This window comes from Ornithinimicrobium humiphilum (assembly GCF_006716885.1).
GTDB classification, from domain to species: domain Bacteria; phylum Actinomycetota; class Actinomycetes; order Actinomycetales; family Dermatophilaceae; genus Ornithinicoccus; species Ornithinicoccus humiphilus.
Genome location: NZ_VFPU01000002.1, coordinates 282,930 through 309,211, shown reverse-complemented (window position 1 = coordinate 309,211; position 26,282 = coordinate 282,930). Strand labels below are relative to the sequence as shown.

20 protein-coding genes are annotated in these 26,282 nt (G+C 70.7%); 15 read left to right on the top strand and 5 right to left on the bottom strand.

Going from position 1 to position 26,282, the window contains the following annotated elements:
- The first annotated feature begins 81 nt into the window (after nt 1-81).
- Complete coding sequence (locus tag FB476_RS15085; RefSeq protein ID WP_141820858.1) at nt 82-825, top strand: esterase family protein; 744 nt, start codon at nt 82-84, stop codon at nt 823-825.
- Here FB476_RS15085 and FB476_RS15080 read toward each other — a convergent pair.
- From FB476_RS15080 to FB476_RS15065, 4 genes are all read right to left on the bottom strand, one after another.
- Nucleotides 822-1,457, bottom strand: coding sequence for an SRPBCC family protein (locus tag FB476_RS15080; RefSeq protein WP_141820856.1), 636 nt, complete (start codon nt 1,455-1,457; stop codon nt 822-824). The two genes, FB476_RS15085 and FB476_RS15080, sit on opposite strands and share 4 nt — an antisense overlap.
- Entirely contained in the window at nt 1,454-1,834 is a 381-nt protein-coding gene (locus FB476_RS15075; RefSeq protein ID WP_141820854.1) for an ArsR/SmtB family transcription factor, read from the bottom strand. Before FB476_RS15075 ends, FB476_RS15080 begins: the two co-directional genes overlap by 4 nt.
- Nucleotides 1,835-2,215: 381 nt before the next feature.
- A complete protein-coding gene (locus tag FB476_RS15070; protein ID WP_141820852.1) occupies nt 2,216-4,081 on the bottom strand; it encodes an acetate--CoA ligase in 1,866 nt (621 codons plus the stop codon).
- Nucleotides 4,074-4,847, bottom strand: a complete 774-nt coding sequence (locus FB476_RS15065) for an IclR family transcriptional regulator (protein WP_170233679.1) — start codon at nt 4,845-4,847, stop codon at nt 4,074-4,076. Before FB476_RS15065 ends, FB476_RS15070 begins: the two co-directional genes overlap by 8 nt.
- Before the next feature lie 141 nt (nt 4,848-4,988).
- Here FB476_RS15065 and FB476_RS15060 point away from each other — a divergent pair, with 141 nt between their 5' ends.
- From FB476_RS15060 to FB476_RS14995, 14 genes are all read left to right on the top strand, one after another.
- The gene (locus FB476_RS15060; RefSeq protein ID WP_141820848.1) at nt 4,989-5,921 is read left to right on the top strand and encodes an ABC transporter ATP-binding protein; all 933 of its coding nucleotides are present in this window, start codon (nt 4,989-4,991) and stop codon (nt 5,919-5,921) included.
- A complete protein-coding gene (locus tag FB476_RS15055) occupies nt 5,914-7,938 on the top strand; it encodes an AMP-binding protein (protein WP_141820846.1) in 2,025 nt (674 codons plus the stop codon). The genes FB476_RS15060 and FB476_RS15055 overlap by 8 nt, the downstream gene beginning before the upstream one ends.
- Nucleotides 7,935-8,807: a branched-chain amino acid ABC transporter permease gene (locus tag FB476_RS15050; protein ID WP_141820844.1), complete on the top strand. Its 873-nt coding sequence runs from the start codon at nt 7,935-7,937 to the stop codon at nt 8,805-8,807. Before FB476_RS15055 ends, FB476_RS15050 begins: the two co-directional genes overlap by 4 nt.
- Before the next feature lie 7 nt (nt 8,808-8,814).
- A complete protein-coding gene (locus FB476_RS15045; RefSeq protein ID WP_141820842.1) occupies nt 8,815-9,885 on the top strand; it encodes a branched-chain amino acid ABC transporter permease in 1,071 nt (356 codons plus the stop codon).
- A 48-nt stretch (nt 9,886-9,933) separates the two neighbouring features.
- On the top strand, nt 9,934-11,142 hold the full coding sequence (locus FB476_RS15040; protein ID WP_141820840.1) for an ABC transporter substrate-binding protein: 1,209 nt from the start codon (nt 9,934-9,936) through the stop codon (nt 11,140-11,142).
- On the top strand, nt 11,139-11,990 hold the full coding sequence (locus FB476_RS15035) for an ABC transporter ATP-binding protein (RefSeq protein ID WP_141820838.1): 852 nt from the start codon (nt 11,139-11,141) through the stop codon (nt 11,988-11,990). Before FB476_RS15040 ends, FB476_RS15035 begins: the two co-directional genes overlap by 4 nt.
- A 42-nt stretch (nt 11,991-12,032) precedes the next feature.
- On the top strand, nt 12,033-13,250 hold the full coding sequence (locus tag FB476_RS15030; protein WP_141820836.1) for a phenylacetate--CoA ligase family protein: 1,218 nt from the start codon (nt 12,033-12,035) through the stop codon (nt 13,248-13,250).
- A gap of 453 nt (nt 13,251-13,703) precedes the next feature.
- Complete coding sequence (locus FB476_RS15025; protein ID WP_141820834.1) at nt 13,704-15,197, top strand: aldehyde dehydrogenase family protein; 1,494 nt, start codon at nt 13,704-13,706, stop codon at nt 15,195-15,197.
- A gap of 17 nt (nt 15,198-15,214) precedes the next feature.
- Nucleotides 15,215-16,969, top strand: a complete 1,755-nt coding sequence (betA, locus tag FB476_RS15020; RefSeq protein WP_202877046.1) for a choline dehydrogenase — start codon at nt 15,215-15,217, stop codon at nt 16,967-16,969.
- Between the two features lies 1 nt (nt 16,970).
- A complete protein-coding gene (gene betT / locus FB476_RS15015) occupies nt 16,971-18,983 on the top strand; it encodes a choline BCCT transporter BetT (protein WP_141820830.1) in 2,013 nt (670 codons plus the stop codon).
- A gap of 242 nt (nt 18,984-19,225) precedes the next feature.
- A complete protein-coding gene (locus tag FB476_RS15010) occupies nt 19,226-21,112 on the top strand; it encodes a penicillin-binding transpeptidase domain-containing protein (RefSeq protein ID WP_141820828.1) in 1,887 nt (628 codons plus the stop codon).
- A gap of 94 nt (nt 21,113-21,206) precedes the next feature.
- Nucleotides 21,207-22,235, top strand: coding sequence for a hypothetical protein (locus tag FB476_RS15005; protein ID WP_141820826.1), 1,029 nt, complete (start codon nt 21,207-21,209; stop codon nt 22,233-22,235).
- Nucleotides 22,236-22,239: 4 nt separating this feature from the next.
- A complete protein-coding gene (locus FB476_RS15000; protein WP_141820824.1) occupies nt 22,240-23,643 on the top strand; it encodes a S8/S53 family peptidase in 1,404 nt (467 codons plus the stop codon).
- Nucleotides 23,644-23,919: 276 nt separating this feature from the next.
- Nucleotides 23,920-25,182, top strand: a complete 1,263-nt coding sequence (locus tag FB476_RS14995) for an ATP-grasp domain-containing protein (protein WP_141820822.1) — start codon at nt 23,920-23,922, stop codon at nt 25,180-25,182.
- Here FB476_RS14995 and FB476_RS14990 read toward each other — a convergent pair.
- Nucleotides 25,179-26,084, bottom strand: a complete 906-nt coding sequence (locus tag FB476_RS14990; protein ID WP_141820819.1) for an NAD-dependent epimerase/dehydratase family protein — start codon at nt 26,082-26,084, stop codon at nt 25,179-25,181. The two genes, FB476_RS14995 and FB476_RS14990, sit on opposite strands and share 4 nt — an antisense overlap.
- Between the last annotated feature and the right edge of the window lie 198 nt (nt 26,085-26,282).

Here is a 26,282-nt window from a genome sequence, read left to right as displayed (position 1 = left end):
TTTCCCCGCGCCGTTGTGCGGCTGTGGCAGGCTGGGGCCACAGACCGAGCGGTCGCGGGTGGCCGGCGCAGAGGAGGAACCATGGATCGGGTCCAGGTCGATCTCGACACCGAGGGTGTGGGCCGCGGCACGGTCATCCGCTACGGGCACTGGGGGCGTCCGCTGCTCGTCTTCCCGTCCGAGGCCGGGCGCTCCTGGGACTTCGAGAACAACGGCATGATCGACGCGATCCGCCCGCTCATCGAGGACGGCCGGGTCAAGGTCTACGCGGTCGACTCCATGGACAACCTCACGTGGTCCAACAACAGCCTGCCGACCGAGGAGCGGGCCCGCCGGCACGCGGTCTACGAGCGCTGGCTCACCGACGTGGTCGTGCCGCGCATCGACGCCGACTCGCCCGGTCACGGCGGCATCATCACCACCGGCTGCAGCATGGGCGCCTACCACGCGGTCAACCTCGGCCTGAAGCGCCCGGACATCTTCCGCGTCGCGATCGGCCTGTCCGGCAACTACGACCCGACCTCCTGGCACTGCTGGGGCGAGCTGGGCGAGGCGACCTACTTCGCCAACCCCTGCGCCTACGTGCCCGGCATGGAGGGCGAGCACCTGCAGTGGGTGCGTGACAACGCCACGATCCTGCTCGTCGTCGGCCAGGGCCCCTTCGAGGTGCACCCGACCAAGTCGCTGCCGGGCGCCTACCAGCTCGCGGACCTGCTGCGGCAGAAGGGCATCCGCCACGAGCTCGACGTCTGGGGCCACGACAGCGCCCACGACTGGCCGTGGTGGCGCCAGCAGCTGGCGCACCACCTGCCGCGCTTCGTCTAGTCCGCCGGCACGTAGAACTGCGTCGTCGCCCCGACGTTGGCCGCGACGAGCGCCGGGTCGGCCCCGGCCGCCTGGTGAGCGGCGCCCCACAGCTGCGCCGACTCGCGGTTGAACTCCTTCACCGCCGGGTCCGAGGCGATCTCGTCGGGCGAGCCCGTCATCTGGTCGCCCGCCAGGTGCAGCGCGAGACCGAGCAGCGCGCCGTCCCAGCCGACGCCGACGGCGCCCGGCCCGAACTGGTCCCACATCTCCGCCGGCACCTGCGCCCGGTGCTCGAGCACGAGCCGCGTGCCGTCGCCGTCCGGCGTCAGGCTCACCTCGACGAGCGAGCTGTCCTCCGGACCCGCCGGACCCATCTCCCACGTGACGAGCAGCCGGCGCGGCTCGTCGCACTCGCGCACGACGCCGCCGGCGTTGCCCTCGAACTGGTAGCGCCCGCCCAGCCGCAGGTCGCCGCTCACCGGCAGGAACCACCGGGCGATCCGGGCGGGGTCGGTCAGCGCGTCCCAGACGTCGGCCGGGTCCGCGGCGTAGGTGCGCGCGAGCGTCACCACCCTGGCCTCGCCGGCCGGCACCTCCCCGTCGGCGACGGTGCGCCGCACCGCGGTCAGCTCCTGCATCAGGTCCCTCATGCCATCCTCCTGGGCGTGCGTGCGGCGGGTGCCGCCTCGGGTCGGGTATGCCGTCGCTCGCGCCGGCCGCGCGCCAGCTCGGTCTCGAGGGAGTCGAGCCGCTGGCCCCAGAAGCCGCGCAGGTCGGCGAGCCAGCGCTCGGCCGCCACGAGCGGCTCCTCGCGGAGTGCGTAGATGCGACGGGTGCCGTCGGCCCGGACGGAGACCAGGCCGGCGTCGCGGAGGACCTTGAGGTGCTGGGAGACGGCGGGCTGGCTGATGCCGAACTCCTCGCGCGCCAGCGCCACCAGCCCGCCGGCGGACAGCTCGCCGCCGCTGGCCAGGTGCTCCAGCAGGCGCCGGCGGACCGGGTCGCCCAGCACGTCGAAGGCCTCCATGGGGCCATCCTGCGCGGTCTTGCTCTATAAGTCAAGGCTTATATGGGGGTGGAGGGTGGTGGGGAGGGCGGAGGGCGGAGGCGGGGCGCGCGGGTGCAGGTGGGTCGCGCCGGCGCTGGACCCTCCGCGCCGACGACACGCCCGGCCGCGCCGACCTCGAGGGTGCACGTGCGCGCTCCAGGTCGACCGGGTCGGGTATGCCGCAGCACGATTTCGTCCCGACGACGCGCCCGCCGACACCGGCCTGAGCGAGCATGTGCGCGCTCGAGCCGGTCAGGTCGGGCGTGTCGCCGGGACGGGTCGGGGCGGGAAGGCGCCAGGGCGGGCCAAGGCGCGCGGGGGTGGGCGCGTTCGGGCGCGCGCGCCGCCGGCGCGCCGACGTCAGGTGATCGGGTGACCCGCCGCGGCGAGGATCTGCTCCCACGCCACCGACCGGGGAGCCCCGGCCCGGTCCGGCGTCGCCAGCGTCGCGATCGCCTGCGCGCGCTCGCGCCGGCCGAGCTCGTCGCCGAAGCGGTCGAGCACGAGCAGCGCCCGGGGGCGGGCGAGGCCGCCCAGCAGCTCGCGCACGGCGTCCATGAGCTCCACGGCCACCGCGTCCAGGTCGGGAGCGGGTCCGACCTCGTCCGACAACGCCACCGCCGCGACGAGCGAGCGCCCGAGCTCGGGGTCCTTGCGCCAGGTCACCTCGGCGCGCCGCACGAACGGGTGGTCCTCGAGCACCTCCCGCACCTCGCGCAGCGACACCAGCTGGCCGCTGATCGACACCACGTCGTCGGTCCGGCCCAGGAACTCGACCCGACCGTCCGACCCGATCCGAGCCAGGTCGCCCGTGGCGTAGACGCCGGGGTGCCGCGTCCAGTGCGCCATCGCCACCTCGGCGACGTCGCCCTCGACCCCGACCATCGTCCCGGCCCACGGCCGCGTCAGCACGACCTCACCCGACTCCCCGTCGGCGACCGGCGACCCGTCCGCGTCCACGATCTGCAGCCCGCAGTCCGGCAGGCCAGACCCGCCGGACAGCCCCGTCACCCGCACGATCCCGCCGAGCTCGAGCTGGCCCCAGGCGTCGCCGACCTCGAGGCCCTCGTCGCCGAGCGCCTCGCGCATCCACGCGGCGAGGTCCTCCTCGACCGGCTCGCCCGCGGTCACCACGCGTCGCAGCGCGGGCACCGCCGAGACCTGCGGCATCTCCCGCGCCCAGCCCCGGATCGTCCGCATCACCGACGGCGAGGTCATGAGCACCTCGACGCCGTACTTCCGGATGATGTCCCACGCCCGCTGGTGGGTGGGGACGTCGAGGGTCCCCTCGTACATGACCGAGGTGTCGCCGCAGGCGAGCGGCCCGTAGATCGCGTGGAACTGCGTCACCGCCCACGAGATGTCGCCGGCGACCCAGAACGGCCCGCCCGTCGACACGTGCTCGTGCACCGCGATCGCCCCGGCGAGCATCGTGCCCGTCCCGTGGACGATCGAGACCGGTTGTCCGCCGCGGTTGGCCAGCGGCACGGTCGCGATCGGGTGGTCGACCGGCAGCGGCACCGCCTCGCCGCCGGCCTCCGCCTCGACGCCGGGACGCGCCGCCGCGAGCAGGTCGTGCAGCCACCGGTCGCCCTCGAACCACTGCACGTCCATGCCGGTCCGCCGCACCACGACCGTGTGCTCGATGCCGCCGACCGCGGCCATCGCCTCGTCGGCGCGCGCCTTGAGCGGCAGCACTGCCCCGTGGCGCCAGGCACCGTCCTGGGTGAAGAGCACCTTGAGGTCGAGCAGCGCCAGCCGGTCGGCGAGCGGCTCGGCCGGCAGCGGCGCCGGCAGCACGGTGTGGATCGCGCCGATCCGCGCGCAGGCGAGCATCGCGACGACCGTCTCGGGCAGCCACCCCAGGTGCAGCCCGACGCGGTCGCCCACGCCGACGCCCATCGAGCGCAGCGAGCGCGCCAGCGCCACGACCTGCTCGTGCAGCTGCGCGTAGGTCAGGCTCCGCGTGTCGCCCGGCTCGCCCTCCCAGTGCAGCGCCACCCGGTCGCCGCGCTCGGGCAGGTGCCGCTCGACGCACGACACCGACAGGTTGAGCTCGGCCCCGGGCAGCCAGGTGCCCGAGCGCTCGCCCGGCTCCCACAGGCTCCGGTATGGCGTGAGCAGGCCCAGGCGGTCCACGACCGGGGTCCAGGCCTCGGCGGGCGGGGGAGCGGTCAGCCCGGGCGTCCCGGGCGAGTTCTCGGGCACGGTCGAGTCCTCAGGCATGTCCGAGCGTCCTTCCCGCGGCGCGGGCGGCCCGGCCCAGGTGGGCGGCCACCACCTTGACCCGGGCGGCGTCGTCGACGCTGTCCTCGTTGGCCGACAGCGCCGCGACCGTGACGCCGGCGCCGTCGACGACGGGCACGGCGACCTCGGCCGGGAGCGTCGGGTCGGCGGGGGTCAGGGCCAGGTGGTCCGCGACCGCCCAGGCCGCGCGCGACGCCTCCGCCTCCTCGGCCACCTCCGGCTCGACCGCCGCGGCGACGGCCCGCCGCCACTGCTCGTCATCAGCCCGCGCCACGAGCAGCCGGCCACCGGCCGACTCCAGCGCCGGGTGGACCCGGTGGGTGTCACGGTAGGGCCCGCGGTCATGCCCGTCGACACGGTCGACGTAGACGACCTCGCCGCGCACCAGCGTCTGGACGTGGATCGTCGCGCCCAGCTGGTCGCGGAGCTGGGAGAGGTAGGGCGCGAGCGCCCCGAGCAGCGGGAGCCGCGACAGGTAGTGGTTGGACAGGCGCGTCAGCTCGGGCCCGAGGCCGTAGCGCGAGGACCGCGGGTCCTGCACCACGAGATCGGCCAGCACGAGGGAGCGCAGCAGCCGGTGGACCGTGGGGATGGAGAGCCCGCTCCGCTCCGCCAGGTCGGTGAGCTGCTGGTAGGCGGGACCCTCGCTGAGCAGCTCGAGGAGCTGCACCGCGTTGCGCACGGTGCCGAGCCCGCCCCGGGCCGCCGTGCCGTCCGGGGTCCCGGACGCTTCTGCCTGCTTCATGAGCGCATCTTCCACCATGCCTGCACCGCATACCAACATGCGGTGCAACATTCCGGTCAAAGGGTCTTGTCTTTCAGATAGTGAAAACGTAGTGTCATCCCCAGCAACCTTCCGTCAACGTCGACCGCGAGGAGAGCGCCCGTGCTCACCAGGGCCTACCAGCATTCGCTCAACGGCAGCAGCCGCCCCCAGGGCCTGCCGCTGCTCGAGGTGGACGACATCTCGCTGCGCTTCGGCGGCGTGAGGGCGCTGACGAGCGTCTCGTTCACCGTCACCCAGGGCCACGTCCACGCGATCATCGGCCCCAACGGCGCCGGCAAGAGCTCGCTGCTCAACTGCATCAGCGGCATCTACCACCCGCAGGAGGGCCAGATCCGCCTGCACACCGGCGGCGGCACCGACATCGAGGGCCGCGAGGTGGCCGAGCGCTCGCACCTGCTGACGCAGCTGCCGTCCTTCAAGGTCGCCCGCCTCGGCGTCGCCCGCTCCTTCCAGAACATCGAGCTCTTCTCCCACCTGTCGGTGCTGGAGAACCTCATGCTCGGCCGCCACATCCACATGAAGCACTCGGTGCTCGCGTCGATGCTGTGGTTCGGCCCCGCCCGCAAGCAGGAGATCGAGCACCGCCACCTGGTCGAGGAGGTCATCGACCTGCTCCAGCTGCAGTCCTTCCGCCACAAGCCGGTCGGCTCGCTCGCCTACGGCATCCAGAAGCGGGTCGAGCTGGGCCGGGCGCTCTGCATCCAGCCCGCGCTGCTGCTGCTCGACGAGCCGATGGCCGGCATGAACGCCGAGGAGAAGGAGGACATGGCCCGCTACATCCTCGACGTCCACGAGCTCGCCGGCGTCTCGGTCGTCCTCATCGAGCACGACATGAACGTCGTCATGGACATCTCCGACCGCGTCAGCGTGCTCGACTTCGGCAGGCTCATCGCCGACGGCACGCCCGACGAGGTCAAGGCCGACCCCGCGGTCATCGAGGCCTACCTCGGCTCCGACTCTGACAACCCTGCGGACGCCGCCGCCGTCCGCGAGGCCGTGGAGCACCTGACGGAGGAGGGCACCGATGCCTGAGCAGGCGACCAGCATCACGACCGAGCACACCGACGCGCCCTCGGCGCGCACCACCTTCCCGCGGCTCCTGCAGGAGCTGGCGACCACGCGCCCCGACGACGTCGCGATGCAGGAGAAGCTCTACGGCATCTGGCAGCCGATGACCTGGGCGGAGTATGCCGAGCGCGTGCGCGACTTCGCCCACGGCCTGGCCGCCTCGGGCGTGCGGCGCGGCGAGATCGTCGCGGTGCTCGGCGACAACCGCCCCGAGTGGCTCATCGCCGAGCTGGCCGCGCAGTCGATCGGCGCCTCGGTCGTCGGCATCTACCCGACCTCGATCGGCGAGGAGCTCGAGCACATCCTCACCCTCTCCGCCGCGCGCGTCGTCGTCGCCGAGGACCAGGAGCAGGTCGACAAGCTGCTGCGCCTGCGCGACTCCGGCAGCGGGCTGGGCGAGCAGGTCGGGCGCGTCGTCTTCTACGACCCGCACGGCCTCGAGGGCTACGCCGACCCGTGGCTGGTCGACTTCACCGACGTCGAGCGCGAGGGCCGGGCCTGGGGCGAGGAGCACGCCGGCTGGTACGACGAGCAGGTCGCCGCCGGCACCCCCGAGGACGTCGCGGTCATCTGCACCACCTCGGGCACCACCTCCAAGCCCAAGCTCGGCGAGCTGTCCCACGCCAACCTCCTGGCGATGGCCGACCACCTCACCGACATCGACCCGGTCGACAAGCACTTCCGCTACGTCTCCTTCCTGCCCTTCGCCTGGATCGGCGAGCAGATGCTGGCGGTGGCGATCGGCCTCTCCCGCGGCCTGACGCTCTCCTTCCCCGAGGACGCCTCCACCCAGCGCGCCGACCTCCGCGAGATCGGCCCGGACGTCATGTTCTCCCCGCCGCGCATCTGGGAGTCGATGCTCTCGGAGGTGCAGGTCCGCATCGACGAGGCCGGCTGGCTCAAGCGGGCCGTCTTCGGCTGGGGGTATGACGTGGGCGACCGGGCCGCGCAGCGCCGGGTCCAGGGCAAGGGCTCCGGCGGCGTCCTGCCCAAGGTCGCCGACCTCGTCTCCACCCGACCGGTCCGCGACCAGCTCGGCCTGGCCCGCGTCAAGCGCGCCTACACCGGCGGCGCCCCGCTCGGGCCCGATGTCTTCCGCTTCTTCCACGCGATCGGCGTCAACCTCAAGCAGATCTACGGCCAGACCGAGATCTGCGGCATCGCGGTCGTGCACCGCGACGACGACATCGCCTTCAACACCGTCGGCACCCCGATCCCCGGCACCGACCTGCGGATCAGTGACGAGGGCGAGATCCTGCTGCGCTCGGCCTCGGTCTTCCGCGGCTACCACAAGCAGCCCGAGGAGACCGCCAAGACGGTCGACACCGACGGCTGGCTGCACACCGGCGACGCCGGCTATCTCGACGAGAAGGGCCACCTGGTCGTCATCGACCGCCAGAAGGACGTGCTCACCGCGCCCGACGGCAGCCGCTACTCCAGCGCCTTCATCGAGAACAAGCTCAAGTTCAGCCCCTACGTCGAGGAGGCCGTCACCTTCGGCCCCGAGGAGGCCGGGCAGGGCATGACCGCGATGATCACCATCGACCCCGGCACCGTGGGGTCGTGGGCCGAGCACGAGCGGCTCAGCTACACGACCTACACCGACCTGGCGGGGAAGGAGGAGGTCTACGACCTCCTCGCCGAGGAGATCACGCGGGCCAACGAGGACCTGCCCGAGCCGATCCGGGTGCAGCGCTTCGTGCTCCTGCACAAGCAGCTCGACCCGGACGACGACGAGATCACCCGCACCCGCAAGGTGCGCCGCAACGTCATCGACGAGCGCTACGCCGACATCATCTCGGCGCTGCGGCGCGGCGACGACGAGGCGCGCATCTCCAGCCGCATCACCTACCAGGACGGCAGCTCGGTCGTCCGCGAGCTGGCGCTGCGGATCTTCGACCTGACCACCTACTCGATCCCGCAGGGCCGCGGACGCCGGCCCGTCTGGAGCGGTCGCACCACCCAGAGGAGGGCCCGATGAGCACGCTCGTCGCCGTGCTGGCCTACGGCCTGGCCGACGGCGCGATCCTGGCGCTCGCCGCGCTCGGCTTCGTGCTGATCTACAAGGCCACCGCGGTCATCAACTTCGCCCAGGGCGAGTTCCTGCTGGTCGGCGCCTACATGTTCTACACGGCCTTCGTCGTCATGGGCCTGCCGCTCGCGGTCGCGGTCGTCGTCGGCGTGGTCGTCGCGACGATCATCGGCATCCTCGTCGAGCGGCTCATCCTGCGGCCGATGGTCGGCGAGAGCCCCATCAGCATCATCATGGTGACGATCGGCCTCTCGTCGCTGCTGCGGGCGCTGGTCCAGATGTTCTACGGCACCAGCCCCAAGCCGATGCCCAAGCTGCTGCCGACCGGCTCGGTCAACCTCCTCGGCGCCACGGTGCCGATCAACCGGCTGCTCGTCATCCTCGTCGCGGCCGTCGTGCTCACCGCCTTCACGGTCTTCTTCCGACGGTCCAAGCACGGCATCGCGATGCGGGCCGTCGCCGACGACCAGCAGGCGGCGATGACGATGGGCATCTCGGTGCGGCGCATCTTCGCGATGGCCTGGGCGCTGGCCGGGGTGAGCGCGCTCATCGCCGGCGTGCTGCTCGCCGACATCTCCGCTGTCGACCAGAACCTCGCCGCCTTCGGCCTCCTGGTCTTCCCGGTCGTGATCCTCGGCGGCCTCGACTCGGTGCCCGGCACCATCGTCGGTGGCGTGATCATCGGCCTGCTCAAGCAGGCGACCGGCACCTACTTCGACCCGGGCCTGGCCACCGTCATCCCCTACGTCGTCCTCGTCCTGATCCTGCTCGTCAAGCCCTACGGCCTGTTCGGCGAGACCCGCATCGAGAGGGTGTGAACGTCTGATGGCCCAGACCGCCACCGGCATCCACCACCGGTCCTACAGCTCCGAGCTGCGCCTGCGCGCGACCAGGGCGGAATACCTCCGCCTCGGCCTGATGCTCGTGCTGCTCATCGTCGTGCCGTTCGTGCTCGACAACTACTGGATGTCGATCGCCAACACGATCCTCATCGCCGTCATCGGCGCCGTCGGGCTCAACATCCTCGTCGGCTACACCGGCCAGATCTCGCTCGGCCAGGGCGGCTTCCTCGCCGTCGGCGCCTACTCCTCGGTGATCCTCTCCGACCGGATCGGGCTCCCGACACCGCTGGCGATCGCCTTCGCGGTGGTCCTCACGGCGGTCGTCGGCACCTTCTTCGGACTGCCGGGCCTGCGCCTCAAGGGGCTCTACCTGGCGATCGCGACGCTGGCCAGCCAGCAGATCATCGAGTTCCTCATCCGGCGCGACTACGGCGGCTTCCTCACCGGCGGCCTGGGCTACATCAACGTCGACCGGTTCAGCTTCCTCGGCTTCGAGATCGGCGGCCGCGCCGTCTTCGAGCGGCAGTGGTACGTCATCCTCGCCGTGCTCGCGGTGCTGGCCGTGATGGCGGCCCGCAACCTCTTCCGCACCGGCCTGGGTCGCTCGTTCATGGCGGTCCGCGACCAGGACATCGCGGCCGAGGCGATCGGCGTCAACCTCACGCGGGCCAAGCTCACCGCCTTCGCGGTGTCCTCCGGCTTCGTCGGGCTGGCCGGCGCGCTCACCGCGCACTACAGCGAGGTCGTCTCGTGGGAGAAGTTCACCCTCGAGGTCTCGATCCTCTACCTGGCGATGATCATCGTCGGCGGCCTGGGCAGCATCGCCGGCGCCGTCTACGGCGCGATCTTCATGACCCTGCTGCCGGTCGTGATCCGCAACCTCGCCAACGCCCTCGACTCGGTCATGCCGTTCCTGGGCAGCCAGCTGCCGGCGGTGCAGAACGCCGTCTTCGGCCTGGTGATCATCCTCTTCCTCATCATCGAGCCGCGGGGGCTCAACCGGCTCTGGGAACGGGTCAAGGAGTACTTCCGCTTCTGGCCCTTCCGCTACTGACCACCCACGCAACTCACGTCATACCCAGTGCACACCAAGGAGACAAAGATGACTCGCACCTCACGCCTGGCGTTCGTGGCCGCCTGCTCGGCGCTGGCCCTGGGCCTGTCGGCCTGCGGCAGCGACGGCGGCAGCGGCAGCGGTGACGGCGACGGTGAGCCGATCAAGATCGGCATCATCGCCGACCTCACCGGCGCCACCGGCGACGTGGGCACGCCCTACAACAAGGGGATGCTCGCCTACATCGACCACATCAACGCCGAGGGCGGCATCGAGGGTCACCCCATCGAGGCCAACTCCAACGACTACGCCTACGAGGTCCCGCAGGCCGAGGACCTCTACCGCCAGTACGTCAACGACGGCGTCGTGGCGATCCAGGGCTGGGGCACCGGCGACACCGAGGCCCTCCACAAGCGCGTCGCCAGCGACGAGCTGCCGTTCATGTCGGGCTCGTTCGCCGAGTCGCTGACCGACCCCAACGAGGCGCCGTTCAACTTCGTCGTCGCCCCGACCTACTCCGACCAGATGCGCGTGGCGCTCAACTGGATCAACGAGGACTCCGGCGGCGACGCCGAGGTCGCGGTCTTCCACCACGACAGCCCGTTCGGGCAGGCGCCGGTGGCCGACGGCCAGGCGTGGGTCGAGGAGAAGGGCTACGACCTGGGCTACAAGGCCTACGCGATGCCCGGCGGCCAGCAGAACTACGTCGGCCTGCTCAACCAGGCCCAGAGCCAGGGCGCGAAGTACATCGTGATCCAGAACGTCGCCTCCCCGGCGGCGCTGGTCGCCAAGGACATCAAGGACCAGGGCCTCGACATGAAGATCGTGTGCCTCAACTGGTGCGCCAACGAGCTCTTCATCACCACCGCCGGCGCCGACGCGGCCGAAGGCCACATGCTGGTCCAGCCGTTCGCGCCGCTCAACGTGGGCAAGCCCGGCCACGACGTCATCAACGACTACATCGAGGAGAAGGGCATCAACGCCGCCGAGGTCGGCACCTCCTGGGTGCAGGGCTGGTACGTCATGCACGTGATGGCCGAGGGCATGCGCCAGGCGATCGCCGACGGCGCCGAGGAGCTCGACGGCCCGGCGATCCGCGAGGCGCTGGAGACCATGGGCGGCATCGACACCGGCGGCGTCGTCGGTGACGGCGTCGTCGAGTTCTCCGCGGACAGCCACCGCGGCTCGACGGGCACCGGCATCTACACCGCCCAGGGCGGCGAGATGGTCGAGGTCGAGGCGGGCGCCACGCCATGAGCACCGAACCGGTCCCGGCGGGGACAGTCCTGGCAGGGGGTGCCCCCGCCGGGGCCGGTCCCGCCCTGCTCAACCTCAACAACGTCGAGGTCATCTACGACGACGTGATCCTGGTGCTCCGCGGCCTGTCGCTGCAGGTGCCCGAGGGCAAGATCGTCGCCCTGCTCGGCTCCAACGGCGCCGGCAAATCGACGACGCTCAAGGCGGTCTCCGGGCTGCTGCCCAGCGAGCACGGCGAGGTCACCGACGGCACGATCATCTTCGCCGGCGAGGACATCACCAAGGTCGACGCCGCCGACCGCGTCACCCGCGGGATGAGCCTGTGCATGGAGGGCCGCCACGTCTTCGAGCACCTGACGATCTCGGAGAACCTTGTCGCCGGCGCCTACACGCAGAAGAACGTCGGAGCCGACCTCGACGAGGTCTACTCCTTCTTCCCCAAGCTGGGCGACATGCGCAACCGGATCGCGGGCTACCTCTCCGGCGGCGAGCAGCAGATGCTCGCCATCGGGCGGGCGCTCATGGCGCGGCCCAAGCTGCTCATGCTCGACGAGCCCAGCCTGGGCCTGGCGCCGCTGCTGGTGCAGGAGATCTTCGGTTACATCAAGCGGCTCAACGAGGAGCGCGGGCTGACCGTGCTCGTCATCGAGCAGAACGCCCGGCGCGCCCTGGAGGTGGCCGACCACGGCTACATCATGGAGCAGGGGCGGATCGTGCTCGAGGGTCCGGCGGCCGAGCTCCGGGAGAACCCCGACGTCAAGGAGTTCTACCTGGGCCTCGGCGAGGAGGGCGGCCGCAAGAGCTATCGCGACGTCAAGCACTACAAGCGCCGCAAGCGCTGGCTCTGACGGCGCCACATCGCACGACGAACTTTCGAGGGAGATGGACCGATGTCGATCGAGGCTGCCCTGACACGCCGCGAGGAGGCGCTCGCCCCCGCGCTGGCCGAGGTGGTCACGCGCGCCGCCGAGCGCGTGCCGGGTTTTGCCGCCCGGCTCGCCGAGGCGGGTGCGACCGCGGACCAGGTATGCCGGGACCTCGCTCTCCTGCCGCTCCTGTCCAAGGACGAGCTGGTGGAGCGCCAGCGGGTCGAGCCGCCGCACGGGGGGCTGCTCGACCCGGACGCCGAGGTCGCCCGATGGTTCCAGTCGCCCGGACCGCTCTACGAGCCCCAGCTCGAGGGCGCGGACTGGCGCTGGGGCCAGGCGTTGGGCGACCTCGGCGTCGGCTCCTCCGACATCGTGATCAACTGCTTCGGCTACCACCTCTCGCCGGCCGGGGCGATGCTCGAGCAGGGCGCCCGCTCGGTGGGCGCGGCGGTGCTCCCCGGCGGCATCGGTGCCCAGGACCTGCAGGTGCGGGCCATCGCCGACCTGGGGGTGACGGCATACCTGGGTCTGCCGTCCTATCTCAAGGCGCTCGTCGAGCGGTACGACGAGGCCGGGCTGCCGGCCGAGCGCTGGCGGCTGACGCGGGCGCTCGTCACGGCCGAGCCGCTGCCGGACTCGCTGCGCGAGGTCCTGGTGGAGCGGGTGCCGCACGTGCGGATGGCGTACGGCACCGGTGAGACGGGGCTGCTCGCGTGGGAGCCGGCGGGGGAGGAGCCGGGCAACGGCCTGGTCCTCGCCGACGGCGTCCACGTCTCGGTCTGCGAGATCGGCACCGGTGTGCCGATCACCGACGAGACCGAGGGCGAGGTCGTGGTGACGCTGCTGCGGGCGGACTACCCTCTGATCAGGTTCGGCACAGGGGACCTGTCGGGCTGGATGCTCGGCCCCGACGGCTCGCTGCGGCTGCGCGGCGTGCTCGGCCGGGTGGGGCAGGCGGTGAAGGTGCGCGGGATGTTCCTGCACCCGCGCCAGGTGAGCTCGGTGATGGAGCAGGTGCCCGAGGTTGCGGGGTATCGGTTCGTCATCGATCGGGTCGACCACGTCGACCTCTTGCGCTGCGAGGTCGTGTCGCAGAACGGGGACGTCACGGCCTCGCAGCTGCAGGAACTCGTGGCCGCGAAGGTGCGGGAGGGCCTGCGCTTCGCGGTCAAGGTGGACGTCGTCGAGGAGCTCACTCCCGGCGACGGGCCGCTCGTGGACCGGCGCGACTGGAGCTGAACGCCCCGCACAGGGACGGGGTGATCACCCAGTTGCGTTGCACCGAGAGGGACCGCAGGTCGGGCGCTTGGCGGACCCCCTCTTCGGAACGAAGATCGCGGATCGTCGATCGGCTCCTGATCGACGGTCCGCGATATTCCTCTGCAGTGGGGGCGTCCGAGGTGCCTCGGCCAATGTGCAGGATGTTCGCCCTGGCGACCAACGCGCCACAGAGCACCTTGCGCATGTGCACGACACGCCGGGGGAGGCGCGTTGTGGGCCCTCGACGGTCGACCCCAGAGGCTGGAGCACTCACGAGAGCACGGTCCGCTCCACCCCTACGGGTGAGCTTTCGGCGTGCGAGGCCACGAGACCGCTGCCAAGGTGGTGTGCCATCCCGAGAGCGTCCCGTGAGCACTCGGGTTGTCCCACGTCCGCAAAGCACCTTGCAGCAGTGCAGGGAGGAGCCGCGCCGTGCCCACCCTCTACATCGATGGCCGGTGGTGCGAAGCCACCTCCGGCAGGACGGTCGACATCATCTGTCCCGCCGACCGATCAGTCGTCGCGACCGTCGCCGACGGCGGCAAGGAGGACGTCGACCGTGCGGTCGCCGCCGCCCGCCGCGCGTTCGACGACGGCCCGTGGCGCACCACCCCGACGCCCGACCGCGCCGCCGTCCTGACCACGCTCGCCGACCTCCTCGAGGCCGAGATCGACGACGTCGCCCGCCTCGAGTCGCTCGACACCGGCAAGCGGTACGTCGAGTCCAGGATCGACATGGAGGACGTCATCAGCGTCTTCCGGCACTTCGCCGCGCTGGTCCAGAGCCACGCGGGCCGCGTCGTCGACACCGGCATGCCGCACGTCTCCTCCAAGGTCGTGCACGAGCCGGTTGGCGTCTGCGCCCTGATCACGCCGTGGAACTACCCGTTGCTTCAGACCTCGTGGAAGGTCGCCCCGGCGCTCGCCGCCGGCAACACCTTCGTGCTCAAGCCCAGCGAGCTCACGCCGCAGTCCGCGATGTGGCTCATGGACACCCTCGAGCGCGCCGGCCTGCCCGCCGGCGTCGCCAACCTCGTGCTCGGCAGCGGCAAGGAGGTCGGCTCGCGGATGACCGAGCACCTCGACGTCGACCTCGTGTCCTTCACGGGCGGTGTCCAGACCGGCCGCACGATCATGGCGGCCGCCGCCCCGACGGTGAAGAAGATCGCCCTCGAGCTCGGCGGCAAAAACCCCAACGTGATCTTCGCCGACGCCGACCTGCCCGCCGCGATCGACAACGCCCTCACCGCGATCTTCCTCGACTCCGGGCAGGTGTGCTCCGCCGGCGCCCGCCTCGTCGTCGAGGAGGAGATCCACGACCAGGTCGTCGACGAGCTGGTCCGCCGCGCCGAGAAGATCCGCATGGGTGGCCCCTTCGACGACGACGCCGAGACCGGCCCGCTCATCAGCGACGAGCACCGGCAGAAGGTCGCCGCCTACGTCGAGAAGGGCGTCGCGGAGGGCGCGGTGCTGCGCACCGGCGGCACCATCCCGCAGGACGGCCCGCTCGCCGACGGCTTCTACTACCCGCCGACCATCCTCGACGGGTGCACCAGCGACATGAGCTGCGTGCAGGACGAGTCGTTCGGCCCCGTGCTCACGGTCGAGACCTTCCGCGGGGACACCCGCGACGAGGCCGAGGACGCGGCGGTCGCCATCGCCAACGACACCGTCTACGGCCTGGCCGGCGCGGTGTGGACGCAGGACGCGGGGCGCGCCGAGCGCGTCGCCCAGCGGCTGCGCCACGGGACCATCTGGATCAACGACTACCACCCCTACGTGCCGCAGGCCGAGTGGGGCGGGATGAAGCAGTCCGGCATCGGCAGGGAGCTCGGCACCGCCGGCCTGGACGAATACCTCGAGACCAAGCACATCTGGCACAACACCCGGCCCGCCGAGGCCGGCTGGTTCGCCATGCACGACTGACGCAAGGACCCCCCGTGATGAAGAAGCGCTACGACTACGTGATCGTCGGAGGCGGCTCGGCCGGCTCCGCCCTGGCCAACCGGCTCTCGGCCGACGGCACCAGCACCGTCCTGGTGCTGGAGGCCGGCCGCTCCGACTTCATCATCGACCCGCTGATCCACATGCCGGGCGCGCTGATGTTCCCCTCGGGCAACCCGCTCTACGACTGGGCCTACCAGACCGACCCCGAGCCGCACATGGGCGGGCGCCGCGTCGCCCACGCCCGCGGCAAGGTGCTCGGCGGCTCCTCCTCGATCAACGGGATGATCTTCCAGCGCGGCAACCCCGGCGACTACGAGAAGTGGGCCTCCAACCCGGGTATGGAGCACTGGGACTACGCCCACTGCCTCCCCTACTTCAAACGCATGGAGACCACCATCGCCGGGGCGGACGCCTGGCGCGGCGGCTCGGGCCCCCTCAAGCTGGAGCGCGGCCCGGCCACGAGCCCGCTCTTCCAGGCCTTCCTCGAGGCCACCGAGCAGGCCGGCTACACCCGCACCGACGACGTCAACGGCTACCGCCAGGAGGGCTTCGCGCCCTTCGACCGCAACGTCTACAGGGGCAGCCGCTGGTCGGCCTCCCGCGCCTACCTGCGCCCGATCCGCGACCGCAAGAACCTCGACATCGTCACGCTGGCGATGGTCACCGGCCTGCGCTGGCAGGGCGACCGCGTCACCGGCGTCGACTTCGTGCGCGCCCGTCGTCGCCACCACTCCGTCGAGGCCGGCGAGGTCATCCTCTGCGGCGGCGCCTTCAACACCCCGCAGCTGCTCCAGCTCTCGGGCATCGGCGACCCCGAGACGCTGCGCGCCGCCGGGGTCACCCCGCGCGTCGACCTGCCGGGCGTGGGCCAGAACCTCCAGGACCACCTCGAGGTCTACCTCCAGCACGTCAGCCTGCAGCCGGTGTCGATCCAGCCGTGGCTGAAGATGTGGAAGGCGCCCTACATCGGCGCCGAGTGGCTCTTCGCCAACAAGGGCGTCGGGGCGACAAACCACTTCGAGGCGGGCGGCTTCATCCGCACCAACGACGAGGTCGCCTACCCCAACCTGATGTTCCACTTCCTGCCGATCGCGGTCCGCTACGACGGCACCGCCTCCGCGGGCGACCACGGCTACCAGGTGCACATCGGCCCGATGAACTCCGACGTCGTCGGCCGCCTGAAGATCCGCAGCGCCGACCCCTTCCAGCACCCCTCGATCCTCTTCAACTACCTGTCGACCGAGCGCGACCGCAAGGAGTGGGTCGAGGTCGTCCGTGCCGCGCGGCACATCCTGGCCCAGCCCGCCTTCTGGCCCTTCGACGGCGGCGAGAGCTCGCCCGGGATCGAGGCGCAGAGCGACGAGCAGATCCTCGACTGGGTCGCCAAGGACGCCGAGACCGCGCTGCACCCCTCGTGCTCGGCCAAGATGGGCACCGACGAGATGTCCGTCGTCGACCCCACCACGATGGGCGTCCACGGGGTCCCGGGCCTGCGCGTGGTCGACGCCTCGGTCTTCCCCTCGATCACCAACGGCAACATCTACGCGCCGGTGATGATGGTGGCCGAGAAGGCCGCCGACCTCATCGCGGGCAACACCCCGCTCGCGCCGGACCCGGCGCCGGTCTACCGGGCCAACGCGGGTATGCCGCTCTTCCCCGAGGGCGACCCCCGCAACGAGGCGTGGAACGCGCGCCACGACATACCCAGTGCTGCCGCGGCCATGGCCGCGGCCCAGAAGGGGCAGGCCTGAGATGACGAGCACGCCGCCGCCCGAGGTCCTGGAGGCTCCGGACGAACCCCGCACCAAGTGGCCCGTCCTCGTGGTCTCGGTCGCCTTCATCCTCGTGGTGGCGACGTGGGCCCTGGTCGCGCCCGAGCAGGCCAACACCACGCTCGGCAACGTCGTGGGCTGGGCGTCGAACTGGTTCGGCTGGTTCTACATCGCCCTGGCCACCGTCGTCCTGCTGTTCGTCGTGATCATCGGGGCGCGCTACCGCCACGTGCGGATGGGCAAGGACGACGACCGGCCCGAGTTCTCGCTCTTCGCGTGGGCGGCGATGCTCTTCGCCGCCGGCATCGGCACCGACCTGATGTTCTTCGCGGTGGCCGAGCCGGCGAGCCAGTACCTCTTCCCGCCGGTCGGCGAGGCCGAGACGCTCGACGCCGCGCGGGAGTCGACGGTCTGGGCGATCTTCCACTACGGCATCACCGGCTGGGGGATGTACGCCCTCATGGGTCTGGCCCTGGGCTTCTACGTGCACCGGGTCGGGCTGCCGCTGGCGATCCGCTCGACGCTCTACCCGCTCATCGGCAGGCGCATCAAGGGTCCGGTCGGCGACGCGGTCGACATCGCCACGGTGCTCGGCACCATCTTCGGCGTCGCGACCACGCTGGGCATCGGCGTCGTCATGCTCAACGTCGGCCTCGACATCATGTTCGGCATCTCCCAGGGCGTGCCCGTCCAGGCCGCGCTCGTCGTGCTGGCCGTCGGCGCGGCGACGGTGTCGGCCGTCACCGGTGTCGACCGCGGCATCCGGATCCTGTCCCAGCTCAACGTGCTGCTGGCGATCTTCCTCGCGCTGTGGGTGCTCATCACCGGCGAGACCGCCTTCCTGCTGCGCGCGATCGTCATGAACGTCGGCGACTTCGTCTCGATGTTCCCCGGCATGACGATGGACACGATGGCCTACGACCACCCGGACGAGTGGATGGCCGGCTGGACGCTCTTCTTCTGGGCCTGGTGGATCGCCTGGGCGAGCTTCGTCGGGCTCTTCCTGGCGCGGATCTCCAAGGGCCGGACCATCGGCCAGTTCGTGCTCGGCACGCTGACGATCCCGTTCAGCTACATCGTCATGTGGGTCTCGATCTTCGGCAACAGCGCCGTCAACCAGATCCGCCAGGGCGACGCGGAGTTCGGCCAGCTCGCGGTCGACCTGCCGGAGCAGGGCTTCTACTCCCTCCTGCAGCAATACCCCGGCGCGTTCTTCCTCGTCGGCCTGTCGACCTTCGTCGGGCTGCTCTTCTACGTGACCTCGGCCGACTCCGGCTCGCTGGTCATGGCCAACCTGTCCTCGGACCTGCCGGGCGGCGAGGTGGACGCCAAGCCGTGGCTGCGGGTCGTCTGGGCCGCCGCGACCGGTCTGCTGACGATGGCGATGCTCGTCGTCGACGGCATCCCGGCGCTGCAGAACGCCACGATCATCATGGGCCTGCCCTTCGCCTTCGTCATGATCGCGGTGATGGTCGGGCTGCCGAAGGCGCTCGAGCACGACCGCCTGCGGAGCGAGACGGTGCCGGTCGGGCTGCCCTCGCAGATCACCGCCATCCCTTCGCCCCAGCTGTGGCGCCGCCGCCTGGCCCGCGCCTTCGGCACGGTCTCGGTGCGTCAGGCCGACCAGCACCTGCGCGACGTCGTGCTGCCGGCGCTCGAGGCCGTCCGCGGCGAGCTCGCCCAGCAGGGCGTCGAGGCCGAGGTGCACGTCGACGAGCTGCAGGAGCGGGGGGCCGTCCGGCGGACCGCCGAGCTCGTCGCCACGCACGCCGGCGAGGAGTTCAGGTATGCCGTGCGCCTGCGCCGCCAGCCCGCACCGAGCTTCGGTGCCCGGGTGCGCGAGGCCGACGACCTGACGACCGCGCTCGTCGTCGACCTGCCGACCGGTGCCAGCTACGACCTCATGGCCTACGACCAGGACCAGGTCTGCAGCGCGGTGCTGGACCAGTACGTGCGGTGGGCCGACGGGCTGGAGCCGGTCGAGACGCTGTGATCCCGCGAGAGACGCCTGGCCCCAGGCGCGGGTCCGGCGCGTCGATGCCCACTTGCGTACCCATCTTGTAGGTGGCTCGGGATATATCCCGAGCCACCTACAAGACAGGTGGTTGAGTGGACTGGAGAGGCGGTAGAGGCGGACCCCCGTGCCGAGCTGGCGTGACAGGGGAGCGGGCGCGCCGGGTTGCCAGCCGGGAACGGGTTGGGTTGGACTGCCCGGACGTGCTTATCGTGGGTCACATGCGTCACTTGCGTCCCGCGCTCGGTCTGGCTCTCGTCGGTGCTCTCAGCCTGACGGCGTGCCAGCCCGCGGTCGAGGGGTCTCCGCAGCAGGTGGCGGAGACCCTCGCCGTCGCCCTGGAGACGGGGGAGTTCGACGGCGTCCCGATGGTGGACGGCATACCTGCTGATGCCGAGGCGCAGCGGACCGAGGCCTACGAGCGGCTGGGCGAGGTGCCGGTCGACGTCGAGGTGCTCTCGGTCGAGTCGCCGGACGACAAGACCGCGACCGCCAAGCTCGAGCTGACCTTCGACCTGCCCGGCGAGGGCGACGATCTCGTGCGCCAGGTGCCGCTGCGGATGCAGGTCACCGAGGGGGAGTGGGTCGCGGCCTGGGAGCACGCGCTGCTCGGCGTGCCCGCGGGTCAGGTGCTCGCCGTCAACGAGACCTCGGCCGCCCGCGGCGAGATCGTCGACCGCGACGGCGAGCCGATCGCCACCCACCGCCCGGTCTGGCACATCGGCATCGACAAGACCCTCGTCGAGCCGGAGCAGGCCGAGTCGGCGGCCCGTGCGCTCGCCGAGGCCGCCGGCCTCGACCCGGAGGCGTATGCCGCCTCCGTCGCCGCGGCAGGGCCGGAGGCCTTCGTCCGGCTCATCACCTACCGGCAGACCGACGGCGACGGCCACCTCCTGGTGGAGCAGGTCGCGGGCATCGAGGGGGCCGTCGCGATCGACGCCACGCAGGTGCTCGGCCCGACCCGCACCTTCGCCCAGCCGCTGCTGGGCACGGTCGGCGAGGTGACCGCCGAGATGGTCGAGCAGGACCCCGACCGCTACGCGCCCGGGGACGTCGCCGGTCTGTCGGGTCTGCAGGCCGCCTTCGACGAGCAGCTGCAGGGCATCGCCGGCCTCAAGGTCACCGCGCTCGACCCCGACACCGGCCGCGAGGAGCTGCTGCTCGAGCGCGGCGCCCAGCAGCCCCAGCCCCTGCAGACCACCCTCGACCTCGACCTGCAGCAGTTCGCCGAGGAGGTGCTCGCCGACGTCGAGCCGGCCAGCGCCCTCGTCGCGATCCAGCCGAGCACCGGTGACGTGCTCGCCATGGCCAACGGCCCCGGATCGGGCGGCGTCGACACGGCGCTGGCGGCGCAGTATCCGCCCGGCTCGACCTTCAAGCTCGCCTCGTCCCTGGTGCTGCTGCGCGACGGCATGACGCCGGAGTCGAAGGTCACCTGCGAGGAGACGCTCGTGGTCGACGGCTACGAGTTCAAGAACGTCACGGGCTATCCCGAGTCGGCGCTGGGCGAGGTGCCCCTCTCCACCGCCATCGCGCACTCGTGCAACACCGCGCTGATCGCCGAGCGCGACCGCATACCGATGGACCAGCTGGCCAAGGCCGCGCGCGACCTGGGCATGGGTGCGGTGTGGGAGATGCCGGTCACCGCCTTCAGCGGCGCCGTCGCCGACGAGGCTGGCTCGGAGACCGAGCACGCCGCCAGTCTCCTCGGTCAGGGCCGGGTGCTGGCCTCGCCGACCGCGATGGCGGCGGTCGCCGCGGCCATCGCCGAGGGGCACCCGGTCGTGCCACGGGTGATCGCCGACCAGGATGCGCCCGAGCCCCAGAGCGACCTCACCGAGGAGGAGGCCGCGCAGCTGCGCACGCTCATGCGCGCGGTCGTCACCGAGGGCGGCGCCTCCATGCTCAAGGACAACCCCGGCGAGCCGGTGCTGGCCAAGAGCGGCACGGCGGAGTTCGGCTCCGAGGACCCGCCGCTGACGCACGTGTGGATGATCGCGATCCAGGGCGACCTGGCGGTGGCGGTCTTCGTGGAGGTGGGTGAGTTCGGCTCGACCACGGCCGGCCCGATCGTCGACGCGTTCCTGACACGCGCGGCGGGTGACTGACGCGTTTGCAGACCCCTAGGCGCCCGCGACGAACGGGAGTAGCGTCCGAGCCATCCGGCAGCAGGGGCCGGACCAACAAAGGGGTTGATCAATCATGTCCACGCAGGCCATCAGGACGGCAACCGCGGAGTGGCGAGCATCAGCAGAGGCTCTGCTCTCGGAAGCCGAGCTAATCGCACCACTCACTGAAGGAGCCTTCGGTGAACTCGCCACGGATAGCGAGGGTGAGGAGGTCGCGGCACGCATCCAGGACAGGACCGACGATGTCCTTGCAGACGCTGACCGCGCTCTGGCTGAGCTCGACGCCGCTGGTGACGTGCTGGGGAGCATCGCCTTGGTGACAGGCACACTGGCAATGAGCGAGGCGCTCACCTTGGCCGATCAGCCGGACGGTTTTGGAGAGCTCAGCGTCGGCAATGCCCAAGCCGTGGCGTTCGCCGACGCACGCGCTGCACTCGTGGAGGCCGAGGCGGTCGCCACGTTGCCCGATTCACTGACAGACACGTTGGACAAGGTCCAGTCCGCCGGAGCTACGGAGTCCTGGGGGGTCGTCAAGGGGAGCGTCGGCAAGCTCGCGGGCACCGCCCTTCTGGAGGGCTTGCGTGGAGTGCTCAAGGGAGGGGCCGCAGAGGCCTTTGACACGGTCATCGAGCACCTCAAGCGCTGGCGCGATGCTCTGAAGCGCTCGGCCGCACGGATAGCCAAATGGGTTGTCTCCAAGGTCAAGAAGATGCTGCCGAAGTCTGCCCAGAAGCAACTCGATGATCTGATGAAGTCACTGCAAGAGCAGGTAGAGAAAGGTGCGTCATCGTTTGCCGGCGATCTCTACGGAAAAGCTCTCGGACGAGGCTCGGTGGAGGCGGCGTGGAGGACTGCCTCGCAGGACCGTGTGGAGACCGCCACGAAGAAACTGCCAACGATCACCAAGGAGCACATCGCTCGCATCGCCTGGGTGACGAAAGGTCGCAAGGCGGTAGAGCAGTTCGACGCCCTGCTTGCGGCGCTTGTTGGGGTTGGCGACGCAGCGAGGCTGGCCTTCGTGGCCCTGGTGGTCGCCGTCCTGGCCTTCGTGGCGTGGCAAGTAGCTGATGCCTTTGATGACGTGCATGCCCTCGTGAGCTAGAGCCATGGCCGTGCCGGAGGAGTATTACGGCAGGTTGGACCTTCTCAGCTCGTCCCGGTGTGACACGTTCGACGCCTCGACCCTGAACGTTCGCCCTGGCCGCCATCTTCTTGCTGTCGAACAGGGCCTCACCGAGGAGGTGCAGAGAGAACTCGCTGGGCTGGGCGCCGTCCGTTGGGTTTACGAGCAGCTCGGCATCCTCGAGATCGACTGCGACGATCCAGAACCGGTTCGCGCAGTCTTGGGGGTGGTTGGCTGCGTGCCCGCCCTGGCCACCGTGGATCGCACCCGTGGCGTCGTTGTAGGTCTGGACGCATTGGCTGCTTTCGCCGCTCGACAGGCGAACGACGACGGTGCGCTCTACCGACACCCGCCAGGTTCGGGTTATCCCGTTCTGCGGGAGAACGGGATCGAAGCCCAGTTGGATTGGGGTCCCGACCTTGAGCTCCCGACCCCGCCCGCAATCGTCCCAGTCGTCAATCTCAGTCTGGGCACGCTCGCGGTGGGCTTCCCTACGACCACCAGCGACGCAGTGAATATGGCGACGGCCGCTGCCTCGGGGGAGGTCCTGGTCGTGGTTGCGGCAGGCAACTGCGGGGATCAGGGTGAGGACACACTCTCCGCATGGGCCCGTCCTGAGTGGGTCCTCAGTGTGGGCGCCACCGAGGATGCGGACGGGACGCGGATCGCGGCATACTCCAGCCGCGGCGGGCCCGGACCAGACCTGGTCGCGCACGGGGCATCTGATCTCAATCCGGCGCAGCGGGGCACCTCCTTCGCCGCACCCAAGGTCACCTTCCTCGCGAGGCTCGTCACTGCGGCCTTTTGCCAGTTGGGGCGAGAGATCGTCGTGGCGCAGACGGGGAGACAGATCGGTGTACCGGCGGTAGGCAGAGGCATCATCGACTCCTTCGGCCGGGAAATCTGGTGGGAGGGAGAGGACGCCACGGCGCTGCTTGCCCTCCCGCTGATCGGGGTGCGTCGCAGCATCGTGGAGGAACTCGTGCGGCAGACGGGAGATGCGATGTCGGTTCGTTCATCGCCGGAGTTGCTGAGGCAGTTCCTGCTGTCGGCTGCTCGACCAGTTCCGGGCGCCTCGAGCTCCACCGCCGGAGCGGGCTTCGTCGACGTAGACGCCGTCATCGAGAGGCTCGCCACCGTCACGTTGCATGATCTCTGGCAGTGGTTCGGCCCCTCTGCGTCAGCGCTGCCGGAGGCTCTGCTATCCCAGCAGCCGTTCGACCGAACCGGGCTCCATCATCTGGCGTCAGTGGTTGCTGTGACTGGCCCGACGGTCAAGTTCGACTACCGGGCCGGCCGTTGGGCGGCCCTTCCGGTGCTGGATGACCAGATTCCGGTCACCCATCCCGAGGGGATCCCCGTGGGTCTGGGCAACTATCGACGCTGACGGTCTCGAAGGTCCGTAGCCCTCGGACACCCCTCAGGCTCGTCCGGATGAGGCCCCTGAATTCCTCATCCGGACGAGCCTTTCGGTCCGCCCGGGCTCCCCAACCCGCGCCCGGCCGGACCGCAAGGGATCTCGGCCAGGCGGGCCCCTGCTCCCGCCTGGACGGATCCCCCGTCCCGACCACTCAGAGCACCTGGGACCTGCCCAGATACATCTCCGGACAAAGAAGTTCGCTGACCCTGACGGGAGGGCCCGGACCCGCTAATGTCGCTTGGCATGAGCAGTGACGTTCGCGCCCACCTCATCGGCCTGCTCCTGGGGGCGGAGGAGGACTGGCCACGCGCCTTCGAGTCGATCCTGCGGATGGTCGGGCCGATCCAGCACGGGGGTGAGACCCACTCGCTGAGCAGCGAGCGCGTGCGCATCCACCCGTTCGACCTCACCGACCCGGTGCGCCACGGGCTGGTCATCGACCGCCTCGCCTACTGGTACTACCACCCGCGCGAGTGGCTCAAGAAGGCGTCGCTGATGAACGACACCTACCTGCTCAACAGCCCCTTCACCTTCCAGGCGATGGAGAAGCACAGCGCCTACGTCGCGATGCTGCGCCTGGGCATGAAGATCCCCAAGACGGTCCTCGTGCCCTACAAGAACCCCGTCGACAACGTGCGCTGGGCCTACACCTCGGCCCGCTACAACGACCCCTTCGACCTCGAGGCGATCGCCGAGGAGGTCGGCTACCCGCTCTACATGAAGCCCTTCGACGGCGGCGGCTGGCGCGGCGTCTCCCGGGTCGACAACGTCGAGCAGCTGCACACGTCCTACGACGAGTCCGGCAACATGCTCATGCACCTGCAGGCGACCATCGACTACGACCACTTCGCGCGGGCGCTGTCGATCGGTCCCGAGACGATGGTCATGGACTTCCGCCCCGGCGAGCCCATGCACTCCAGGTATGCCGTCACCCACAACTTCCTGAGCGCCCAGGCCGGGTGGGAGGCCGAGACGGTCAGCAAGGTCGTCAACGCCTTCTTCGGCTGGGAGTTCAACAGCTGCGAGATGCTCGTCAGGGGTGACGACGTGCACCCGATCGACTACGCCAACGCCTGCCCCGACGTCGCGCTGACCTCGCTGCACTACTACTTCCCGTGGGCGATCACCGCGCTCGTGCGCTGGTCGACCTACTGCCTGGTGACCGGGCGGCGGTCGTTCATCGGCGTGCGCAGCCCGCGGGCCTACTTCGACATCGCCGACGACCCCGACCGCACCTACATGGAGAAGATGCGGGCCTACCGCGAGCTCGCGGACTCCGAGTTCGACTCCGCCCGCTACTGGGAGTGGTGCGAGCAGCACCTCCCGCACCTGCCCGAGCGGGTGCTGGAGTGGGTCGCCTCGCCGGAGTTCGACAAGTTGCTGGTCGAGACGGTCCGCGCGACCTACCCCGCGCACGAGCACGACCAGTTCGTCGCCCACTTCCGCGGCCTCACCGGCCTGTGGGTCAAGGACCAGCGCAACATCCTGGCCGCTCCGGGGGCCTAGGACACCGTCCGCGCCACGGCCCGGTCCCGGGCCGGCAGGCACCCACCGCCGCTCGCGTGCGCGGCGCGCCGCTCGCGCAGCGCGCTGCGGACGTCGTGCTCCGGCACGAAGCCGAGCACCCGGCGCGCCAGCGAGCAGTCGACCGCCTCCTCGGCCAGCCGCCACGGCGGCTCGGTCCAGGTGCCCGGGGGAGCGTGCGTGCCGTGCAGCTCCTCGTCGACCACCTGGGCGAGCTGGGCGGGGGAGTAGAGGTGTGGGCCCACGATGTTGACCGGCCCCACCGCGGTCTCGGTGAGCAGCGCCAGCTCGATGGCCCGCGCCGCGTCGGCGACATGGAGCAGGTCGTGCACGGTGCCCGGCGGCTCGTGCGGCGGCCGTGCACTCGCCTCGTCCCTCAGGTATGCCGCCACCGGCCACCCGGTGCACTCACCGCTGCCGATCAGGGACGACAGCCGAAGGCTGACCGTGCGGATCTCGAGGTAGGCGTCCAGCTGCGCCCACCGCTCGACGGTGAGCTTGGCCATCCCGTAGGGGCTGCGCGGCGTGGTCGGTGAGTCCTCCCGGAACGGCCGGGTGGCGTCCGGGTCGTAGACCTCGACGGAGGAGGCCTGCACGACGGTGCGCACCCACGCCCGGGCGGCGGCCTCGAGCACGTTGGTGCCCACGACGATCGTGCGGGTCACGTCGGCGTGGTGGCTGGTCACCGGCCGGCTGTAGGCAAGGTCGACGACGGCGTCGGCCCCGCGGAGGAGGACGGCCAGCGACTCCACGGAGTAGTCGGTGGCGGTGTGCCCGCCGACGCCCCCGCGCGTCAGGCCGAGCACCTGGTGGCCCGAGGCGCGGAGCCGGGACACGGCATACCTGCCGAGCAACCCGGCCGCCCCGGTGACCACGACCTTCATCGTCCCGTCCGCCCCGGAGGTCGTCGCCGGACGGTCTGCGGTGCGCCCCCGTGCGGATGGGTCTTGCCGACCCCGTCCGCGTCAGGGCATGACGAAATGACCATGCTCATGGCCTCTCTTGTCCAGGGATGCGCCCCCCTACAAGGCGCAACCTGTGGCGTCAGTCTGCTGCGATCCCGCCCGGCGGCAATCCGTCCC

What these genes read in the sequence shown, in the direction of transcription:
- FB476_RS15085 (WP_141820858.1), top strand. Translation starts at nt 82, where the DNA reads ATGGATCGGGTCCAGGTCGATCTCGACACCGAGGGTGTGGGCCGCGGC.
- FB476_RS15080 (WP_141820856.1), bottom strand. Translation starts at nt 1,457, where the DNA reads ATGAGGGACCTGATGCAGGAGCTGACCGCGGTGCGGCGCACCGTCGCC.
- FB476_RS15075 (WP_141820854.1), bottom strand. Translation starts at nt 1,834, where the DNA reads ATGGAGGCCTTCGACGTGCTGGGCGACCCGGTCCGCCGGCGCCTGCTG.
- FB476_RS15070 (WP_141820852.1), bottom strand. Translation starts at nt 4,081, where the DNA reads ATGCCTGAGGACTCGACCGTGCCCGAGAACTCGCCCGGGACGCCCGGG.
- FB476_RS15065 (WP_170233679.1), bottom strand. Translation starts at nt 4,847, where the DNA reads ATGAAGCAGGCAGAAGCGTCCGGGACCCCGGACGGCACGGCGGCCCGG.
- FB476_RS15055 (WP_141820846.1), top strand. Translation starts at nt 5,914, where the DNA reads ATGCCTGAGCAGGCGACCAGCATCACGACCGAGCACACCGACGCGCCC.
- FB476_RS15050 (WP_141820844.1), top strand. Translation starts at nt 7,935, where the DNA reads ATGAGCACGCTCGTCGCCGTGCTGGCCTACGGCCTGGCCGACGGCGCG.
- FB476_RS15045 (WP_141820842.1), top strand. Translation starts at nt 8,815, where the DNA reads ATGGCCCAGACCGCCACCGGCATCCACCACCGGTCCTACAGCTCCGAG.
- FB476_RS15040 (WP_141820840.1), top strand. Translation starts at nt 9,934, where the DNA reads ATGACTCGCACCTCACGCCTGGCGTTCGTGGCCGCCTGCTCGGCGCTG.
- FB476_RS15035 (WP_141820838.1), top strand. Translation starts at nt 11,139, where the DNA reads ATGAGCACCGAACCGGTCCCGGCGGGGACAGTCCTGGCAGGGGGTGCC.
- FB476_RS15030 (WP_141820836.1), top strand. Translation starts at nt 12,033, where the DNA reads ATGTCGATCGAGGCTGCCCTGACACGCCGCGAGGAGGCGCTCGCCCCC.
- betA (WP_202877046.1), top strand. Translation starts at nt 15,215, where the DNA reads ATGAAGAAGCGCTACGACTACGTGATCGTCGGAGGCGGCTCGGCCGGC.
- betT (WP_141820830.1), top strand. Translation starts at nt 16,971, where the DNA reads ATGACGAGCACGCCGCCGCCCGAGGTCCTGGAGGCTCCGGACGAACCC.
- FB476_RS15010 (WP_141820828.1), top strand. Translation starts at nt 19,226, where the DNA reads ATGCGTCACTTGCGTCCCGCGCTCGGTCTGGCTCTCGTCGGTGCTCTC.
- FB476_RS15005 (WP_141820826.1), top strand. Translation starts at nt 21,207, where the DNA reads ATGTCCACGCAGGCCATCAGGACGGCAACCGCGGAGTGGCGAGCATCA.
- FB476_RS15000 (WP_141820824.1), top strand. Translation starts at nt 22,240, where the DNA reads ATGGCCGTGCCGGAGGAGTATTACGGCAGGTTGGACCTTCTCAGCTCG.
- FB476_RS14995 (WP_141820822.1), top strand. Translation starts at nt 23,920, where the DNA reads ATGAGCAGTGACGTTCGCGCCCACCTCATCGGCCTGCTCCTGGGGGCG.
- FB476_RS14990 (WP_141820819.1), bottom strand. Translation starts at nt 26,084, where the DNA reads ATGAAGGTCGTGGTCACCGGGGCGGCCGGGTTGCTCGGCAGGTATGCC.